This window comes from Mangrovimonas xylaniphaga (genome assembly GCF_001280435.1).
In the GTDB taxonomy this organism is placed as follows: domain Bacteria; phylum Bacteroidota; class Bacteroidia; order Flavobacteriales; family Flavobacteriaceae; genus Mangrovimonas_A; species Mangrovimonas_A xylaniphaga.
Window position 1 is genome coordinate 657,979 of sequence record NZ_LBIP01000013.1, and the last position, 19,238, is coordinate 677,216.

Annotated in this window: 16 protein-coding genes; 7 read left to right on the forward strand and 9 right to left on the reverse strand. The window is 37.4% G+C overall.

Features of this window, described 5'->3' with window-relative positions:
• Positions 1–8: 8 nt before the first annotated feature.
• From porN to ZA06_RS03035, 7 genes are all read right to left on the reverse strand, one after another.
• Positions 9–899, reverse strand: coding sequence for a type IX secretion system ring subunit PorN/GldN (porN, locus tag ZA06_RS03005; RefSeq protein WP_053975920.1), 891 nt, complete (start codon positions 897–899; stop codon positions 9–11).
• Between the two features lie 69 nt (positions 900–968).
• Positions 969–2,516, reverse strand: coding sequence for a type IX secretion system motor protein PorM/GldM (gene porM / locus ZA06_RS03010; protein WP_053975921.1), 1,548 nt, complete (start codon positions 2,514–2,516; stop codon positions 969–971).
• A 55-nt stretch (positions 2,517–2,571) separates the two neighbouring features.
• The gene (gene porL, locus ZA06_RS03015) at positions 2,572–3,219 is read right to left on the reverse strand and encodes a type IX secretion system motor protein PorL/GldL (RefSeq protein ID WP_053975922.1); all 648 of its coding nucleotides are present in this window, start codon (positions 3,217–3,219) and stop codon (positions 2,572–2,574) included.
• Between the two features lie 68 nt (positions 3,220–3,287).
• Entirely contained in the window at positions 3,288–4,646 is a 1,359-nt protein-coding gene (gene porK / locus ZA06_RS03020; protein ID WP_053975923.1) for a T9SS ring complex lipoprotein PorK/GldK, read from the reverse strand.
• 204 nt (positions 4,647–4,850) lie between these two features.
• Positions 4,851–6,017: a formimidoylglutamase gene (locus ZA06_RS03025; protein ID WP_053975924.1), complete on the reverse strand. Its 1,167-nt coding sequence runs from the start codon at positions 6,015–6,017 to the stop codon at positions 4,851–4,853.
• 14 nt (positions 6,018–6,031) lie between these two features.
• Positions 6,032–8,521, reverse strand: coding sequence for a type I DNA topoisomerase (gene topA, locus ZA06_RS03030; protein ID WP_053975925.1), 2,490 nt, complete (start codon positions 8,519–8,521; stop codon positions 6,032–6,034).
• Between the two features lie 159 nt (positions 8,522–8,680).
• A complete protein-coding gene (locus ZA06_RS03035) occupies positions 8,681–9,424 on the reverse strand; it encodes a hypothetical protein (RefSeq protein ID WP_053975926.1) in 744 nt (247 codons plus the stop codon).
• Between the two features lie 142 nt (positions 9,425–9,566).
• Between ZA06_RS03035 and miaB the strand changes: the two genes are divergently transcribed.
• The 7 genes from miaB to groL all read left to right on the forward strand — a co-directional run bounded on the left by miaB (position 9,567) and on the right by groL (position 16,374).
• The gene (gene miaB / locus ZA06_RS03040) at positions 9,567–11,012 is read left to right on the forward strand and encodes a tRNA (N6-isopentenyl adenosine(37)-C2)-methylthiotransferase MiaB (RefSeq protein WP_053975927.1); all 1,446 of its coding nucleotides are present in this window, start codon (positions 9,567–9,569) and stop codon (positions 11,010–11,012) included.
• A 91-nt stretch (positions 11,013–11,103) separates the two neighbouring features.
• Positions 11,104–12,372, forward strand: coding sequence for a sigma-54 interaction domain-containing protein (locus ZA06_RS03045; RefSeq protein WP_053975928.1), 1,269 nt, complete (start codon positions 11,104–11,106; stop codon positions 12,370–12,372).
• On the forward strand, positions 12,372–12,881 hold the full coding sequence (locus ZA06_RS03050) for an LptE family protein (RefSeq protein ID WP_053975929.1): 510 nt from the start codon (positions 12,372–12,374) through the stop codon (positions 12,879–12,881). The genes ZA06_RS03045 and ZA06_RS03050 overlap by 1 nt, the downstream gene beginning before the upstream one ends.
• Before the next feature lie 13 nt (positions 12,882–12,894).
• Positions 12,895–13,875: a hypothetical protein gene (locus ZA06_RS03055; protein WP_053975930.1), complete on the forward strand. Its 981-nt coding sequence runs from the start codon at positions 12,895–12,897 to the stop codon at positions 13,873–13,875.
• 5 nt (positions 13,876–13,880) lie between these two features.
• A complete protein-coding gene (gene secG, locus ZA06_RS03060) occupies positions 13,881–14,237 on the forward strand; it encodes a preprotein translocase subunit SecG (protein WP_053975931.1) in 357 nt (118 codons plus the stop codon).
• A gap of 147 nt (positions 14,238–14,384) precedes the next feature.
• Positions 14,385–14,660, forward strand: coding sequence for a co-chaperone GroES (locus ZA06_RS03065; RefSeq protein ID WP_053977040.1), 276 nt, complete (start codon positions 14,385–14,387; stop codon positions 14,658–14,660).
• Between the two features lie 82 nt (positions 14,661–14,742).
• Positions 14,743–16,374 (forward strand): chaperonin GroEL, encoded by a 1,632-nt coding sequence (gene groL, locus ZA06_RS03070; RefSeq protein WP_053975932.1) that lies wholly within the window; start codon positions 14,743–14,745, stop codon positions 16,372–16,374.
• Positions 16,375–16,464: 90 nt separating this feature from the next.
• On the opposite strand, the gene ZA06_RS03075 is transcribed toward groL, so the two are convergent.
• Together ZA06_RS03075 and ZA06_RS03080 are read right to left on the reverse strand one after the other, a co-directional pair.
• Complete coding sequence (locus ZA06_RS03075) at positions 16,465–17,814, reverse strand: phenylacetate--CoA ligase family protein (protein ID WP_053975933.1); 1,350 nt, start codon at positions 17,812–17,814, stop codon at positions 16,465–16,467.
• Between the two features lie 49 nt (positions 17,815–17,863).
• Positions 17,864–19,165, reverse strand: a complete 1,302-nt coding sequence (locus ZA06_RS03080; RefSeq protein ID WP_168155204.1) for a tyrosinase family protein — start codon at positions 19,163–19,165, stop codon at positions 17,864–17,866.
• Between the last annotated feature and the right edge of the window lie 73 nt (positions 19,166–19,238).

Genomic DNA, 19,238 nt, shown 5'->3' on the forward strand with positions numbered 1-19,238 from the left:
GATTTACCTTAGTAAGACCACATATCTTGTTCGAAGTTACGAATCTTCTCTTTGATTCTGTCAGACTCCAACAACTGCATTAAAGCGTTGTCCGCAATATACTCCTTAACTTCTCTGTCTCCATACACGTTTTCTTCCTTGTACATAACGCTGCTAAAACGTCTAGAATTTAACAAGTGATCAAACGAAATTGGTACTGCACTGTTCTTGTTGTTAAACGATTTTGCTTCGTGCAACACATCTCTGGACTCTGGGAAAAATATCCAGAATAATTCAACCAAATCTGGGTTTTCTTCGTCAATAAAGTTAACATCTGGACAAACCGGTGCTAATCCTAAAAGACGGTATCTTAATTCTCCTTGACGCTTGTCAAAATACCATAATCCTTTCATACGGTATTCTTTGATATCATAAGAAGAGATTTCTCTTTTTCTGATATACTGTGGATCTACAATACCTTCAGCATTGTATTGCTCAAAACCAAGGTTTGTAGTATCAATAAGCTTTAATGCTCCGTCAAGATCCTTAAGCGTACGCTTTTCCGTGAAATAAGAGTCTGCATAAATATTTTCAATATTACCATTTTCTACATTCTTCATGATAACATCAAATAAAGAACGTCTATTACTCCCAATATTATTAGTATCTACAGGGTAGTAAAGCGGGAAGTTGGCACGCTCATCTAAAACGACTCTTTCCCAGGTCATTTTTGAAAACAAAATGTCTCTGTCATCTACATAACCGTACTCTAATGGTCTGTCATGATCCAATGCCAACTGAGCTTCTGTTTTAACTCCTATTTGGTCTGGTGTTTTAGCATTAAGGATATTTGCCTGAGCAAATGCCCCTGTTGTGGCAACAACTCCTAAAACGGTTAATATAATATTTCTAATCTTCATCTTAAATCTTTTAATGTTTGGGACTTTAAGTCTCTACGTATAAAACGTTTGTTGTCTAACTAAATTATCTTAGTTTGTTAATTCGATAAATACTGGAGATACCTTTTTCAACTTATAACCGCTATTTCCAGAAATTTTGGCGTCGATATCGAAAATTTGAACTGCATCACCACGTTTTGCCTTACGCAACGCAGCTTTAGCACGGTCATTTAATTTATTTCCTCCAACAGTAATCGTTGGTTGACCTGGAACCTTGAATTTGAAACCTGAAACAGCTAATGGTAAATCGAAATCGAAATCTTCTAACATAGCTCCGATAGAAGAAATTTCCAAACCATTACGTTGCATTGGTACAACTCCAGCCTCCCCACGAATAGTTCCAGTTGGTGCAGGAATATCTTTAATACGGAAAGTAGCTTTGTCACTAACTTTAGTTCCATCAGGTAATGTACCAGATACATTGATAGTAACTTCTCTACCTGTTCCAGGATTCATAACATATTTACCAACACCTGACCCTTTACTTAATCCAGGAGCAGAAGCCGATACATTGTTATCAGAAACTCCAGCGAAAGAAATTGTCATTGGGTTAGATACACCTCGATAAACAACGTTCATCTTATCAGCTGAAATAGTAGCTGAGTTAGGTTTCGGTACAACCGCATAAGTACTCTTTACAGGGATTGAGATAATAGAGTCACCTTCTTTAAATTGGAACTCTCCTTCAATAGTTTGCTCACCAACATTACCAGCAGCGAACTTCAACATAGTTTGTCCAGCTTGCATAGCTTCAGCAGGTAATTCTTTACCATTGATAATTACTTTATCAGCTCTTAAGGTTTTATCATTTTTACCTAAAATGATTCTACCTGTAAACTCTTCTCCCGAGAAGAAAGCAGTTTTGTCCGGTACAACGATAGCGTCAAAGTTTGTTAAAGATGCTTCCACTTTAAGTTGCTCACCCAACATAGATTGCAATACTTCAGTTTCAGTAGTTTTAACGTCAGCTTGCATTTGAGTTAACTTTGTTAAAGAAGCAACCAATGGGAATCCTTTGTAGTTATGGCTTAACCATTCTACAGTTCCAGCACCTCTTTTTACATCGTCTGTAGCAAATTTTGCCTTAACAGCTGGTGCCATAGAAGCTGTAGTAGGATTGCTTTCCAAAATTGCAACTACTCCATCTCTAAATTTAGCGATTTCAGCCTTAAAGGTCTGTCCATCATCTTTTAGCTTATCTCCTTTAAACCAAAGGTTATCCAAATAATCACCTTTGTCCATAGACTCATACTGAGTAGGATCTTCCAACTTAGCGGTCATATCAGTTTTAAGGCTTGCGATATAAGAATCTAAACCAGTAGCCAATTGATCAATTTGATCAGCTGCATCCTTTAATGGTTTGTATTTAGCTGGTTGCTCATCAACCTTAGCTGCCAAACCATTCATAAACTGAGTGTTTCTTTCAGTAGAAGCCTCATTGGATTCGGTCAATTTTTCATTCATCAAACCGAAAGCCGAAAGTACTTCTTTTGACATATTCAATGCTAACATCGCAATGAAGATCAAATACATCAAGTTAATCATTTTCTGCCTTGCAGATAATTTTCCTCCTGCCATTTCTAATTAGTTTTTTGTGTTGTTAATTGTTTAAATTTCAGACTAAAAAACCCAATTAGTTTTTGTTCATAGCAGATAGCATTCCACCGTAAACACCGTTAAGTGTAGACAAGTTAGATGCCAAAGATTGCATTTGTTCTTTAAGTTTAGCTGCGTTTTCTACTGCTTCTTCATTAATTGAAGCCTGACGTGATGCACTTTCTAACTGTACTTTATAAAGACTGTTTAAAGACTCCATTTGAGCAGCTGCTTGAGATAATTCCTCACCATACTTTTTAGTAGCAGCGATAGAATCTACTGTAGGGCTAATTCCTTTTGCAGCACCTTCGAAGTTTTTGATGCTGTTTCCTAAACTTGCCATCAATTCACCATCAATTTTAGCTTCTTTCAACAAGTTGTCTAATTTTTTAGATAAAAGACCTTCAGCGTCTTTAGGCTCTTCTTTCTTAGCTTTTGGAGCTGACTTACCTCCAGCTAATTCTGGGTAAACCAAAGACCAATCCAATTCATCGTCTACTGGTTCGAATGCGGAAATCGCGAAAATAATTGCTTCAGATACAAGACCAATAGTTAACATTACGTTACCTGTAAGTGGTCCTAATTCGAAGTGAGTAATCTTAAAAAGTGCTCCAATGATTACGATTGATGCTCCTAATCCGTAAGCCATGTTCATAAAACGCTTACCTGCTTTTGACTGTGCCATAATTTTTTTGTTTTTTAGTTTAAGTTAATTGTATTATTACTTAAGTAGGTTAATAGATAGTTTTATTTTTAATGTGAATTTTTAGTCACTTCAGTTCCCATATAATCCTGAACAGTTCTGAAACCGATGTAACTTCTAGCTGAATCTGCATACTCATAGTCTCTTGAACTTACTTGCAAGAAATACGCAACATCTTTCCAAGAACCACCCCGAACAACTTTACGTTCGTTAGCCGCATCGTTTACATTAGGATTAATAGTTGACAAATACTCGTATGATGCTGGATCATATGAACCTTGAACCCATTCAGACACGTTACCTGCCATATTATATAAGTTATAATCGTTAGGCTCATATGCATCAGCTTCTACAGTATACAAAGCTTGATCTGCTGCATAATCTCCACGCAGTGGTTTGAAGTTTGCCATAAAGCAACCTCTATCATTTTTGGTATAAGGACCTCCCCATGGGAAAGTAGCTCCTTGAAGACCACCTCTAGCAGCGTACTCCCATTCAGCCTCTGAAGGCAACCTGAAAGAATTAACGTGAGCTCTCCCTCTAGATTTTTGGTAACCATTCTTATAAATTGTACGCCATTGACAGAATGCATTAGCTTGTTTCCAAGAAACACCTACTACTGGATACGCTCCATAAGCGTCATGCCAAAAATAGTCATTGTGCATTGGCTCGTTGTAGGAGTAAGCAAAATCGCGAATCCAAGCGGTGGTATCCGGATATACAGCTACTTCATCAGTAATCAACACATCTTTTCTTCTAAGGTTTCTGTTTTTTGCAGCCTTTTCGATATCCATATAGGTGTATTGGAACTTAAATTTACTTACATCCCAGGTACGCTGTCCATTATAGGACTCCTCTATAGGCAAATACATGGTATCCATTACTTCTGCATAATATTCATCCGGATAGTCATTGGTATCAAAAATAAGATCGACATCTTTGTTTAGTTTTCTACCTTCATATCCTGTTGGACCTAAACCACTATAGTTATCCAACATGTACTTTTCGTACACACTCATGTTGGCTGTATCTGCATCCTTGAACGCAAACTCTCCAACACCTCCATCGTCTGGTGTCTTTCCGATTTCATCGGCCAAGATAGCCAACTTAGTTCTCACAATTGAATCACGTACCCAATTCACGAACTGACGATACTCACTATTAGTGATTTCAGTTTCGTCCATATAAAACGCCCTTACGGTTACCGTTTTAGTTGGTGCATCTTGAACACCAGCAAGATCATCATCCGATTTACCCATAATAAATGCTCCTCCCGGAACAAGGGTCATACCATAAGGTTTTTCAGGATGCCATTTCTTTCCTTTAACTCCTACCAGTTCTCCTCTGTCACCAGAGCTACAACTGTGTAATAGAGCTAATACAGCGGTTAATAAAGCAAACTTCTTCATATTCATAGAAACTCGAGGTTAAATTATTTAGTTGTAATTATCTTTTTTTTCAAAAAAACACTGAGCGTATTTTTTTAAAGGCTGTAAACATATCTATATATTTTCAAAAAAACAATTTTTTTTTGATTTTTTTTGCATTTCATCCTGTAAACTTTGCATTTCATCGATGATATACTGTTAAAGAAATCAAAAAAAGTAAAGATACTAAAAACTATTCTTTTTGTAGGCTTTATACCATCTTTCAGGAATTTTGCCTTGAGTAGCCTCCACATAATCTTCGTACATGCAAGGTAATAACGTATGCTTTTTCAATTTATTATTAACATTTGGTAAAAAAGGGATTTCAATCCACCATCTTCCAGTTTTAATACTTTTAAAAAATATCAGCTCATCACCTTCAATTAACACATTGTATTTCTGATAATTAGCATCATTTTTAAAATCATCATCCTTTACCCTGCAGTTTACACCTTCGATGAAATACCATATCATTTGCGCAACCAACATCGCCGTTACCCCATCTTCCCTAGATGGCTTAAACTCATATATCCCAAAAGACGACACCTTATTACTGATGCCCGCATATCTAGCTACAGCACAAATTTCTTTCCCATCCAAACCGTTTGGAGAATAGCGTTGACTTGAGCTAAGTTCTGAGGCTTTCACCGATTTTAAATCTACACTTACTATATGCGCATCTCTCATAACCGGTTCTACCAAACTAATACTATTGGAAACTTCTCCTAATCTGTAAGCTTCAAAATAGAGCTTTTCCATCAAGTCAATTTCCTCTTGCGAATTAAAATAGGTTTGATAGCCTACAGCAGAATAGTTGAATAGATTGAAGGGCTCTTCTAAAATGATCTTTCCAAGAAAGCTATTGTTCTTAATAGGAAGTGATGCATCGCCTAAATCAAAATTACTATCCACATTTACAATGTTGATCATAGGCGCTATGGTGTCATATGCCCTGTAATTGGCATACGTTAAGTCTTGACTCCCTCCTAATATAATAGGTATGATTTGTTTTTCTAACAAACTACCTATAGTAGTTCGAAGAGCGAAATAAGTATCTTCAACACTTTCTCCTGGGAGAATATCCCCTAAATCGGCCATGGTAGTGTACCAATTTCCAGGGAACAGACTATACAAAGAAGTTCTAATAGAATCAAAAGCAACAATTTCCCCCATGTAATTGACATCATTTCGGTTTTCATGCACACCTATGATAGCCATCTGCACTCCTTCTAAATCTGGAAATCCGTGTTGTTTTGAGTGAACCCTAATTTTTTTTCCTAGTGCTTGTTGCGATAATAATTCGCTATGGGCTAGCACAGCATCGGATATGGGGGTCAAAAAACTAAAGCTCATTTATGGTACTCCTATTACTTCTTTTTGGTTGCCGTTTTTTTTCTAGTCGTTTTTTTCTTTGGAGCGTTCTTCTCAATGATAGCCTTGGCTTCATCCAAAGTCATTTTAGAAACGTCTTCCGTTTTGGGCAATTCAATTTTCACTTTGCCCTTTATAACATTATGCCTACCCCATCTGGCCTTCTCCACTCTAATACCTTCTTCTTTCCAGTCATGGATAAGCTTATCTTTCTCCTTTTGAATTTTATCTTCAATAAGTTCTATAATGTCTGATTGAGAAAGATTGTCCCAATCATACTTTTTATTGACATTAATAAACATATTGTTCCATTTTATATATGGTCCAAATCTACCTTTACCTTTTTGCACAGGTAAATCTTGATACATATATATAGGAGCGTCTGCCTTTTGTTTTTCCTTGATTAATACAATTGCATCTTCCAACTCTACACTCAAAGGATCCATTCCCTGCGGCAAGGATACGAAAGAATTTCCAAATTTCACATAGGGACCGAAACGTCCGTTGTTAACTTCTATAACTTCTCCCTCAAATTCCCCTAAAGTTTTCGGCAATTGGAACAAGTCCATAGCCTCTTCAAAAGTTATAGAACTCAACTGCTGATCTGGCGCTAAACTAGCAAATTGTGGCTTTTCTTCATCATCAACCGTCCCAATTTGTACCATAGGCCCAAATTTACCCAAGCGCACACTTACTTGTTTTCCCGTTTTAGGATCAACTCCCAAAATACGCTCTCCAGATTCTCTTTCGGCATTTTCCTCTACATCTTTTACCTGAGGATGAAAATCTTTATAGAAGTCCTTCATCATTTTGGACCAGTCAACTTTACCTTCGGCAATCTCATCAAAGTCCTCTTCAACTTTTGCCGTAAAGTTATAATCCAAAATCGTCTCAAAATGATTCACCAAGAAATCGGTTACAATCATCCCAATATCGGTAGGAACTAATTTCCCTTTATCAGAACCTACTTTTTCAGTAAGCTCTTTTTCTTTTACCGCACCGTTTTGAAGTTTCAATTGACTGTAAGGACGTTCAACTCCGTCAACATTCCCCTTTTCAACATAATTTCTATTTTGAATGGTAGAAATGGTTGGCGCATAGGTAGACGGTCTACCAATTCCCAATTCTTCCAATTGCTTCACCAAAGAAGCTTCGGTATAACGGGCTGGCGGTCTTGTATAACGTTCGGTTGCGGTTATATAATTATTAAGGAGCGTTTCATTCACCTTAAGTGCTGGCAACATTCCTTCTTGTTCAATATCTTCATCATCGGTTCCTTCCAAATACACTTTCAGGAATCCATCAAAAGTAATCACCTCTCCATTTGCAGTAAACACATTACTATCGGTAGACGAACTAATCTTTACATTGGTACGTTCCAATTTAGCTTCACTCATCTGGGAAGCAATGGCACGTTTCCAAATTAAATCATACAAACGATCTTGATCTCTATCTACACTAATGGAATGACGTGAAAAATCAGTAGGACGAATGGCCTCGTGAGCTTCCTGCGCTCCCTTGGCCTTTCCTTTATAGTTTCGTGGCTGACTGTAATCTGATCCGTAAGCTGAATTAATTTCGGCTTGGGCTCCTGCTCTTGCCTCATCAGATAGATTCACACTATCCGTTCTCATATAAGTAATCAATCCAGATTCATACAGGCGCTGTGCCAAGGTCATAGTTTTACTTACCGAAAAATACAATTTACGAGCAGCTTCCTGTTGTAGAGTAGACGTGGTAAATGGTGCTGCAGGTGATTTCTTCGCCGGCTTTTTCTCTAGATCGGCTACTTTGAACTCTGCTTTGGCATTGGCTTCCAAAAAGGCATAGGCCTCTTCTTTTGTACTGAAGTTCTTCGGAAGTTTCGCCTTGAACACTTGCCCATCCTCATTTGAAAACTCGGCATCTATTCTAAAAGACGCTTCCGCAGTAAAGTTTTGGATTTCGCGTTCGCGCTCCACAATCAACCGAACGGACACAGATTGCACCCGTCCTGCAGAAAGCCCTCCTTTCACCTTTCTCCACAACACTGGAGATAATTCATATCCAACAATTCTATCCAACACACGACGTGCCTGTTGCGCATCTACCAAATCATAATCTATCCCTCTCGGGTTTTCAATTGCTTTTTGGATAGCCGTCTTTGTAATCTCGTGAAACACGATACGCTTGGTCTTGGCTTTATCCAATTTTAAAGTCTCAGCAAGGTGCCATGCAATCGCTTCTCCTTCACGGTCCTCATCACTTGCTAACCATATGGTTTCTGCCTTACCTGCTAAATTCTTTAGTTTTTTAACAACTTCTCTCTTATCCTTGGAAACTAGATATTTTGGCTTAAAATCTCCATCAACATCTACCCCCAATTCTTTTGAAGGCAAATCTGCAATATGTCCAAAACTAGACTCCACCTTAAAATCCTTTCCAAGGAATTTTTCGATGGTTTTTGCCTTCGCTGGGGACTCAACTATTACTAAATTCTTTGCCATTTTTCTTATTTTAAGGCTACAAATGTATACCAAAAAAAATATATCCTCCTAATTTAATATTTTTTAACCCTCAGATATTGTGCAATTTTTATCGATTAACAAAAAAAGCCTGAAAAAATTCAGACTTTTACAACTATAATTAAAATGAATAGAAATGAGCTATTCCAAAGGCAATTCGTAAGGTTCAAAACCAACACTGTCCTTATATATATAGTATACCGGCAAGTAAGCAAAAGATGCTGTTATCAAAAGTCCAACCCCACAAAGAACAAGCCCAATAACTTCAGCAAACAATCCCGAAATTACAATCAAGCCAAAAGTGATAAGCCACTTCCTATTTCCCAAATCAAAACTTGACTTCACAATGTCCCCAACAGCCATTTCTGGATTAAAGGCAAAAATCACATTCATTAAACTTATCGGCACTATAACGTATAATATAGGTAATACGCACAACATTGCAGCCAAAAGAGAAATCCCGTAACTGATCAACGCCAACTTAACCACCTTTACCAAATAAGGTTTCTTCAAATAATAGAAGTAATCATCCTTTTCCACCAAACCAAGATCCTTCGCCTTGCAAATTCGGTAAAAGGATGCCTTAAGCCCAAAAGCGATGACCATGGCAAAAAAAGCAAACAGCAACATAAACACCACAAAAGGAATCATCAAAAATGGATTTACATTATTATCCTGTAAAGCTTCCGGATTCCAAATACCCATAGCCACCATTGGCAAATACATTATAATGTAGAATGGCGCCAACATGGCAATAGTTATCAAAATCATGATAAGACCTTGTACCCAAACTTTTTTAAAAAGCTCGATACAATTACTGAAGATAGTGCCAAAATCCAATGGTTTGGCAGCATTAATTTTGGATTGAAGTTCTGAAAAAGTCATATTTAATTAATTGGTTACCTGTTAAAAATAAGCCATATTATTAACATATTAAAATCAACAATAACACTGCCATCTTGTCATAGATTACAAATAAATCGTATCTTTGCACACTTATTGAACACGGAACGCTTCAGTATTATATATGGAAAAGATTATAGAAGAGAACAAGCAGGGCCAAAGCCTTGTTTTAGAACAAAAGGAAGGTAACCAGCGAAAACTGTTTATTGAAAGTTATGGTTGCCAAATGAATTTTAGCGACAGTGAAATTGTAGCCTCGATTCTTTCTGAAAACGGATTTAACACCACCCAAAACCTTGAAGATGCCGATTTGGTTTTGGTGAATACTTGCTCCATTAGAGACAAAGCAGAACAAACGGTTCGTAAACGTTTGGAAAAATATAATGCCGTAAAAAAAATCAACCCCAACATGAAAGTTGGTGTGTTGGGATGTATGGCTGAACGTTTGAAAAGTAAATTCCTAGAGGAAGAAAAAATTGTAGACCTTGTTGTAGGTCCAGATGCCTACAAAGACCTGCCTAACCTTGTTGCCGAAGTGGACGAAGGAAGGAATGCTGTAAACGTGATTCTTTCTAAAGAGGAAACCTATGGCGACATTTCTCCTGTGCGTTTAAACTCGAATGGGGTTACAGCATTTGTATCTATCACAAGAGGTTGCGACAATATGTGTACCTTCTGCGTCGTTCCTTTTACTCGTGGTCGTGAGCGCAGCCGTGACCCACAGAGTATTATGGAAGAAATCAATGATCTTTGGAGTAAAGGCTATAAAGAAGTGACCCTTTTGGGACAAAATGTAGACAGTTACCTTTGGTATGGAGGCGGACTTAAAAAAGATTTCGAAAAGGCCTCAGACATGCAAAAAGCTACGGCAGTTAACTTTGCAAACCTTTTGGAAATGTGTGCCACTGCGCTACCAAAAATGCGCTTCCGTTTTTCAACATCCAATCCTCAAGACATGACTTTGGATGTGATTGAAGCCATGGCAAAACACAATAACATCTGTAATTACATCCACTTACCGGTTCAAAGCGGAAGTAACCGTATTTTAAAGGAAATGAACCGTCAGCATACGCGTGAGGAGTATTTTGAATTGATTGACAATATCAAAAGACTCATTCCAGACTGTGCGATTTCTCAAGATATGATTTCTGGTTTTCCTGCCGAAACTGAAGAAGATCACCAAGACACATTGAGCTTGATGGAATATGTAAAATACGACTTCGGATTTATGTTTGCATATTCTGAAAGACCAGGTACTTTGGCAGAGCGAAAAATGGAAGATGATGTTCCTGAAGAAACCAAAAAACGTCGTTTGGAAGAAATCATAGTACTACAACAAAAACATGCCCTGTACCGCACCGAGCAACATCTTGGTAAAGTTGAAGAAGTGTTGATTGAAAAAGAATCCAAAAGATCTGACGCTCATTGGTCTGGAAGAAACAGTCAAAATACTGTGGTGGTATTCCCTAAAGAAAATTACAAAGTGGGTGATTTTGTTAACGTAAAAATTACTGAATGTACTTCAGCAACTTTAATAGGAGAAGCTGTAGGATATTCAGAAAATAATTAGATTATAAAAGACAGTAGGACAAAGAAAAAGGAATCAAGAAAACCTAAAATATCTTGGTTCTTTTCTCTTAACTCTAAAATCTAACAGATAAATGGAATCAGTACAAGCCATTAAACAACGATTCGGAATCATTGGTAACGACCCAAAACTTAATCGTGCCATTGAAAAAGCCATACAGGTTGCCCCTACGGACATTTCGGTATTGGTTACGGGAGAGAGTGGTGTTGGAAAAGAGAGTATTCCGAAAATTATCCATCAACTTTCACACAGAAAGCATGGAAAATATATTGCTGTTAACTGTGGTGCCATCCCAGAAGGGACCATTGACAGTGAATTGTTTGGGCACGAAAAAGGCGCCTTTACTGGAGCTACCCAAACCCGAAGTGGATATTTTGAAGTAGCCGATGGCGGAACCATATTTCTTGATGAAGTTGGAGAACTGCCTTTGACCACTCAGGTCCGTTTATTACGTGTTTTGGAAAATGGTGAGTTCATTAAGGTAGGATCAAGTAAGGTCCAAAAAACCAACGTGCGTATTGTGGCAGCGACCAACGTGAACATGTTCGAGGCCATCAAAAAGGAGAAATTCCGAGAGGATCTTTATTATCGTTTAAGCACGGTTGAAATTAACATTCCTCCACTTCGTGAACGAAAAGAAGATATCCATTTGTTGTTCAGAAAATTTGCCAGCGATTTTGCGCTTAAATATAAAATGCCAACCGTAAAACTTACGGACGATGCTATTGATTTATTGCAGAAATACAGATGGAATGGTAATATTCGTCAATTGAGAAACGTTGCAGAGCAAGCTTCGGTATTGGAACACAACAGGACATTAAACGCCCAAGCATTACAACATTATTTGCCAAGCGGCGGCAGCAATCTTCCTGCGGTGATCAGTACTACCAAATCCGAAAGTGATTTTAGTAGCGAACGTGAAATTCTCTACAAAGTCCTTTTTGACATGAAAAGCGACTTGAACGATTTGAAGAAATTGACCATGGAGCTTATGAAAAATGGCAATGTCAAAGACATTCAAAAAGACCACGAAGGTTTAATTTCCAAAATCTACGGGAATGCTTCGGCAGATGAAAATGACATAAGTGACATTGAAGATTTAGAAGTATTGTCTATTCCTGAGAAAACCCATGAACCAATCGATATTCCAGAACCTCCAATGGACAAATACCATTTTGCAGAAGAAATTGACGAGGAAGAAACACTGTCATTACAGGACAAGGAATTGGAATTAATAAAAAAATCACTTGAACGTCACCAAGGAAAACGTAAATTGGCTGCTGCCGAACTCGGTATTAGTGAACGTACCCTTTATCGCAAAATAAAACAATACGACCTATAATGAGATTTTTAACCTACTTCATTTTATGTGCCCTTTCATTGGTAATGGTATCCTGTAAAGTTTCCTATGGATTTACAGGGGCTTCAATTCCTGCTGGCACACAAACATTTCAGGTAAATTATTTCCAAAACAATGCGCCCTTGGTAGAACCAGGGCTGGATAGAGACTTTACGCTCGCCCTTCAAGATTTAATTTTGAATCAAACCAGTTTGGACTTGGTAAACTCTGGAGGAGATTTGGTATACGAAGGAGAAATTACAGAATACCGTATTTCTCCAACTACAGCCACTTCCGACAATAAAGCAGCTCAAAACAGACTCACCATTGGTGTAAATGTGCGTTTTTATGACAGAAACAACCCAGAAAGCGATCTTGAACAACGCTTTTCCTTCTTTTATGATTACCCCGCCGCGGCGCAACTTATAGGAAGCACAAGAGACACCGCCTTTGAAGAAATTTTTGAAAGGTTGACACAAGACATTTTTAATGCTACATTAGCTAAATGGTAATTTAATTCAACCTATGCAATTGCAGGATATTACATATCTACTTCAACACCCTCAGGAATTTACTTCGGAGCAATTGAGTGACATCACGGCTGTGATTAAGGAATATCCTTATTTTCAGGCGGCACGTGCATTGCATTTAAAAGGCTTGAAACACACTGAAAGCTTTAGGTACAATCCAGAATTGAAAACTACTGCTGCCTACACCACAGACCGCAGCATCCTTTTTGATTATATCACTTCAGAAGCTTTCAACCAAAATGAGATTTCATTTCAAATAAAACAGAATTCAGAGCACATCAAGCAATTAGATGTGAATGAAGAAAATGATATTTCCATAAATAAAAGTGTCCTTATTGATGATGCTCTAAAACAGCATATCAAAGACTCCGAAAGGGTTTTGGACCCATTTTTGTTTGAAGAAAAAATTACCGAAGAGGAGGAAATCGAAGAAGTTGAAATTGCTACCGAGGAAATCGAGGAACTGCCAATTATTGCTGTAGACACTGAAAATATTGAGCAAAGCCCGGAAGACCAACTTCAGATTGGGAAACCTTTGAATTTCGAAAAAAACGAAACCCACTCCTTTTCCGAATGGCTTAAAATAACCAGTTTTAAACCTATTGAAAGAAAACCAAATATTGTTTCTGAAAATGTAGCAATTCCAGATGTTCCAGAAGAGCCAGAGCCCAAACCAAAAGCAAGGCCTATGGACAACAAATTGGACCTAATTGATAAATTCTTGAGCAGCAACCCTAAAATTGTACCTTCCAAGGAAGTTGCACCAAGCCCGAAACTCAACCTCAACAAGGATGACAACCAAAATGACGGCTTAATGACAGAAACTTTGGCCAGAATTTATCTAGAACAAAAAAATTATGACAAGGCTATTCAATCTTATAAAATTTTAAGTTTGAAATATCCAGAAAAAAGTGGTTTCTTTGCAGACCAAATTAAAGCAGTTAAAAAATTACAAGAAAATAATACTAAAGAATAAGAATCATGTTTACAGTTTTTTTAATACTTATTGTGCTTATCGCATTTTTGTTGATCGTAGTGATTATGGTACAAAATCCTAAAGGAGGCGGGTTATCTTCTTCTTTCGGAGGTGGAGGCACCCAACAATTGGGAGGTGTTAAAAAAACTACCGACTTCCTAGACAAGAGTACTTGGGGATTGGCTACCGTGTTATTGGCACTTATCTTGTTATCTAATGTAGCTATTGGCGGTGGAAACGGTGCTGCAGAATCGAAAGCTTTGGACGATTCTACTGTTGAGCAACCAGTTCAAGAAACTCCTGCTGCAACAACGCCAACTACTCAAGAAAGTAATCCTGTAAGCAACGATTCAACAAACTAATTGAATTTATAAATTCATTAAAAATGCCAACCCTTTCGGTTGGCATTTTTTATTACTGAAAGTTTGTCAGTCACTTTGAATTGGCACATTTTTGGCTTCATCCAATTTCGAAAAACAAGTTTAATTAATCATAAAAATATAATACCAATGGGATTAAACATTAAACCATTAGCAGACAGAGTTCTTATTGAGCCTGTAGAAGCAGAAACTAAAACAGCTTCAGGAATCATTATCCCTGATACTGCAAAGGAAAAACCCCAAAAAGGAAAAGTTATTGCTGTAGGTAACGGAACCAAAGACGAACCTATGACTGTACAAGTTGGAGAGATGGTATTGTACGGAAAATATGCCGGTACTGAGCTAAAATTGGAAGGTAAAGATTATTTGATCATGAGAGAAAGTGACATTCTTGCAATTGTCTAATTCCCTTTCAAAAATACCAACAAGGCTCTCAATGAGTTTAACGTTTAAAAATATTTCAATTTAAATTTTAAAAGAATTTATTATGGCAAAAGATATAAAATTCGATATAGAAGCACGTGACGGTTTAAAACGTGGTGTGGATGCATTGGCAAATGCAGTAAAAGTAACTTTAGGACCTAAAGGTCGTAACGTAATCATCAGTCGTTCTTTTGGTGCGCCTCAAGTAACCAAAGATGGTGTAAGTGTAGCCAAAGAAGTAGAGCTTGAAAATGAGCTTGAAAACATGGGGGCTCAAATGGTGAAGGAAGTTGCTTCCAAAACTAACGATTTGGCTGGTGACGGTACTACTACTGCAACCGTTTTGGCACAAGCTATCGTAAAAGAAGGTTTGAAAAACGTTGCTGCCGGCGCTAATCCAATGGATTTAAAGCGTGGTATCGACAAGGCTGTTGAAGCTATTACTGCGGAATTACAAAACCAATCTCAAGAAGTAGGAAACTCTTCTGAAAAAATCAAACAAGTTGCTGCCATTTCTGCCAACAACGATGACACTATTGGTGATTTAATCGCTCAAGCTTTTTCTAAAGTTGGAAAAGAAGGTGTGATTACTGTTGAGGAAGCTAAAGGAACCGATACTTATGTAGACGTTGTGGAAGGTATGCAGTTTGACAGAGGTTACCTTTCTCCTTACTTCGTAACAGATGCAGATAAAATGATTGCCGATTTAGACAATCCATACATTTTATTGTTCGACAAAAAGATTTCTAACTTACAGGAAATTCTTCCAATTTTGGAACCAGTTGCACAATCTGGCCGTCCTCTATTAATTATTGCTGAAGATGTGGAAGGTCAAGCCTTGGCTACTTTGGTAGTAAACAAACTTCGTGGAGGTTTAAAGATTGCTGCTGTTAAAGCTCCTGGATTTGGTGATCGTCGTAAAGCGATGCTAGAAGACATCGCAATCCTTACAGGTGGTGTAGTAATTTCAGAAGAAAGAGGTTTCTCTCTTGAAAACGCAGACTTGAGCATGTTGGGAACTGCAGAAACTGTAACAATCGATAAAGACAACACTACAATTGTAAACGGTTCTGGAAGTGCTGATGACATTAAAGCAAGAGTAAACCAAATCAAAGCTCAAATTGAAACAACTACTTCAGACTACGACAAAGAAAAACTACAAGAGCGTTTGGCCAAATTGGCTGGAGGTGTAGCGGTACTTTACGTTGGTGCTGCAAGTGAAGTTGAAATGAAGGAGAAAAAAGACCGTGTGGACGATGCTTTACACGCCACAAGAGCAGCTGTTGAAGAAGGTATCGTAGCTGGTGGAGGTGTGGCCCTTGTAAGAGCCAAAGCTGTATTGGATAGTATTACTACTGAAAACTTGGATGAAGTTACAGGTATCCAAATTGTAGCACGTGCTATTGAAGCTCCTTTACGTACTATCGTTGAAAACGCAGGTGGTGAAGGAAGCGTAGTAGTTGCCAAAGTAAAAGAAGGAGAAAAAGATTTTGGTTACGACGCGAAATCTGAAACTTATGTAAACATGCTTGAGGCAGGTATTATCGATCCCAAGAAAGTAACCCGTATTGCCCTTGAAAATGCAGCTTCTGTATCAGGAATGATCTTGACCACAGAGTGTGCTTTAATCGACATTAAAGAAGATGCTCCTGCAATGCCTCCAATGGGAGGTGGCGGAATGCCAGGTATGATGTAATATCAACCTTTATTAATCATAAAAAAACCGAAGCTTAATGGCTTCGGTTTTTTTATGCTATAGCTCCCCAATCTATAATCGAAATTAAATTCAATTAAAAATTAGCCGACTTCCTAAGTCCGTATTTTTTGAAGTCCTATCACTTTTATTGATTACAAATTTTCGTTTTCCCGATGAGAGCAATGGTATTTCGCTTACATATTCAAATGTAATCTCTGCACTCGGCCCTAAATGATTTAGGAATTCTTCCTTGATGTCTTTTTCAGAATTGAAGGCCTCTTCGACATTTAATTTAAATACATAACTTTTATCCCCTTCCTGAATGAACTGATATTGTTTTACATGAGGGTATTTTAAAATATTATAGACAAAATAGGACGAAATAAAATTGCCACTAGCATCAAAAATCATGTCCATTTTTCGACCTTCTATCTGCTTTAAAACCGGATACTCACAACCATAACCTTCCTCATACCCCATCATACCGATGTCACCAGTGTCGTACCTAATCATAGGCATACAGCGATTGAAGTAGTCTGTAATCACAATTCTACCTAACTCCCCTATTTCGGCTGGCTCATTACTATCAAATTTCAACAGCTCCACATAATAACTAGCCCAATTGATATGGAATCCTAATCCATCTCCCAATAATTGCTGAGCAATGATTCCATTTTCAACATTGGAATATCTTGAAATCACTTTCACACCATAGTAGTCTTCTATGACTTCTTTGGTATCTTCATTTAGCTTTTCTCCTATCGTAATAATAAACTTAACCCCTGCGTCCTTGGTCAATCGCCTACCCGACTTTAAAATATAATCCCTTACTTCATCCAAAGCAGACGCGTATGACACAATTCCCTTTCGAATGGTATCCTTTTCTATTTCATCCAAAAGATTTTTGATATCACTTTCGGATAATTTGGCAACGGGGTGCATGTATATATGATTCTTCCAAGCTTCAAAAGGGGTTTTGCTATTGTATTGATCCCAATGACGTATGTAGAAAACTTTATCTCCAACATCAAACCCCAGAAGTTTGGCAAAATAAATTACGTCAGCAGTGTTTCTTTGCTTTTTTTCAAGGTTATGATACACTTTAAAAGGAGTTCCTGTAGAACCGCTTGTATAGGCTGAAAAATTAGTTTTATCTAAATACAATGAGGATTTAAAATTGTCATAATTATCCACTATAATATTTTTGTTAATCACAGGATAATCTGTTAGTTCTAAAGTATCTTTATAAGAATAATAAAAAGGTGTTGTGCTGGAAGCATGCTTCAAAATAGCTTTTAAATTTACACGCTGCGTTTCTTTCGAACTTTGGCACCCTAAATCATCCAGAACATCTTTAACCTCTAGATAATTATTTTTGATATTGTTACCTTTAAAAAAGTCTACCCCCCAAAAAACTTTTTGCCTTAATACCCCTAACATGCTTAAAATTTTATAATTAATGATTTATCCATAGTTCAATTTCCAATTATTATTCCTTTACAATTTTTCTTCTCTTCAACAATTTCGAATTCTGAAGAATCTCCATAATATACACGCCACTTTTCAAATAATTCAAATCATCAATCAAATATGAGTTCGTACTTTCAAAATGCTTCTTGAAAACAAGATGCCCTGAAATGTCATAAATGATAACCTCATCAATTTTCTGGTCATTTGTTCCGTCTATCTTAAGATCTAAATAACTATTAAATGGGCTTGGGGATACTGTTACCTTAAACTCCGAGGATAATTCTGTTGGGCTATAGGCATCTTTATTTAAAATTGCAGGATCATAATCAAACGGATTTGGATTGTTGATTCGAGAAGCCAACATTGTAGTGCTATCCAATCTAGAAGCTGCATTTCCTGCATCTATAGAAGCTATAAATGAACTTCCCAATTCAGCCGTAAACCCAGACAATAAATTTATTTCATTTACTGAAGTAACACGGCAATTGGTTGCTGTGGGTACCAAAAAATTGTTACCAACATCAATAACATATTGATAATAGAAATTCTCCACATCATGATAGGTGTTGGACACTGTATACCCCGATAGATTAGCTAAATGGTTTTCCGCATAAAATACTCCCAAAGCCTTACTATCCACAATATCATCAGGATCCACCAATGGCAATACTTGTCCATTAAAAACATAAGTACCATCGTAGCGAATCATGGAGGTTATAATATGATTTGACCCTCCTGGATTAGCTGTTTCCCAATCATCCCATAATTTATCAATAAAAGTATGATGTAGATAAAATATGGGATCTCTAGGTGATAAAGGAGTAGGCATGACTCCACCAACCCACCTATGCGCTCCCGCATGTACACGACCCCGTTCCATCGTATTGGCATAGTCCAAAAAATCTTGAATTGCCTGTACATTAGAAACCTCTTGTGGCGTGGGTAATAAATTTATATCATTGTTCACGTAATTACGATTCAAAACCCAAGCAGCATTAAATTGCCCCATAAAATCTTGATTCCAAACGGGCGAAGATGTTGACTGATCTACCGATGAATCCCACCAAGGAATACTAATAATAGGGTTAATCGCTTGCATTGCCTGTTCCATTTCAAACATTTGCCTTCTATGCCAAGCAAAGAAAATTTGTCGTTCTGGTTCATCAGGAAGATTAAAATGGATATCCAGCTGAGTAGGATCTGAGGAATTATCAAAATTGAAAAAATCAGAATGGAATTGAGCCAAATCTGCCACCAAATCCGGGCCATTACGAAGTTCGTAAAACGCATTAACCAATTCGTTTCTTTCGTAATCTGTCATCTCTTGATAATTTTTCCGAATGCTTTGAGCCAATAAACTTTGGACCGTTAAGCAACTTAAAAATACGGATATT

Excerpts from the sequence above, each read along its gene's own strand:
- porN (WP_053975920.1), bottom strand. The coding sequence starts at position 899 with ATGAAGATTAGAAATATTATATTAACCGTTTTAGGAGTTGTTGCCACA.
- porM (WP_053975921.1), bottom strand. The coding sequence starts at position 2,516 with ATGGCAGGAGGAAAATTATCTGCAAGGCAGAAAATGATTAACTTGATG.
- porL (WP_053975922.1), bottom strand. The coding sequence starts at position 3,219 with ATGGCACAGTCAAAAGCAGGTAAGCGTTTTATGAACATGGCTTACGGA.
- porK (WP_053975923.1), bottom strand. The coding sequence starts at position 4,646 with ATGAAGAAGTTTGCTTTATTAACCGCTGTATTAGCTCTATTACACAGT.
- ZA06_RS03025 (WP_053975924.1), bottom strand. The coding sequence starts at position 6,017 with ATGAGCTTTAGTTTTTTGACCCCCATATCCGATGCTGTGCTAGCCCAT.
- topA (WP_053975925.1), bottom strand. The coding sequence starts at position 8,521 with ATGGCAAAGAATTTAGTAATAGTTGAGTCCCCAGCGAAGGCAAAAACC.
- ZA06_RS03035 (WP_053975926.1), bottom strand. The coding sequence starts at position 9,424 with ATGACTTTTTCAGAACTTCAATCCAAAATTAATGCTGCCAAACCATTG.
- miaB (WP_053975927.1), top strand. The coding sequence starts at position 9,567 with ATGGAAAAGATTATAGAAGAGAACAAGCAGGGCCAAAGCCTTGTTTTA.
- ZA06_RS03045 (WP_053975928.1), top strand. The coding sequence starts at position 11,104 with ATGGAATCAGTACAAGCCATTAAACAACGATTCGGAATCATTGGTAAC.
- ZA06_RS03050 (WP_053975929.1), top strand. The coding sequence starts at position 12,372 with ATGAGATTTTTAACCTACTTCATTTTATGTGCCCTTTCATTGGTAATG.
- ZA06_RS03055 (WP_053975930.1), top strand. The coding sequence starts at position 12,895 with ATGCAATTGCAGGATATTACATATCTACTTCAACACCCTCAGGAATTT.
- secG (WP_053975931.1), top strand. The coding sequence starts at position 13,881 with ATGTTTACAGTTTTTTTAATACTTATTGTGCTTATCGCATTTTTGTTG.
- ZA06_RS03065 (WP_053977040.1), top strand. The coding sequence starts at position 14,385 with ATGGGATTAAACATTAAACCATTAGCAGACAGAGTTCTTATTGAGCCT.
- groL (WP_053975932.1), top strand. The coding sequence starts at position 14,743 with ATGGCAAAAGATATAAAATTCGATATAGAAGCACGTGACGGTTTAAAA.
- ZA06_RS03075 (WP_053975933.1), bottom strand. The coding sequence starts at position 17,814 with ATGTTAGGGGTATTAAGGCAAAAAGTTTTTTGGGGGGTAGACTTTTTT.
- ZA06_RS03080 (WP_168155204.1), bottom strand. The coding sequence starts at position 19,165 with ATGACAGATTACGAAAGAAACGAATTGGTTAATGCGTTTTACGAACTT.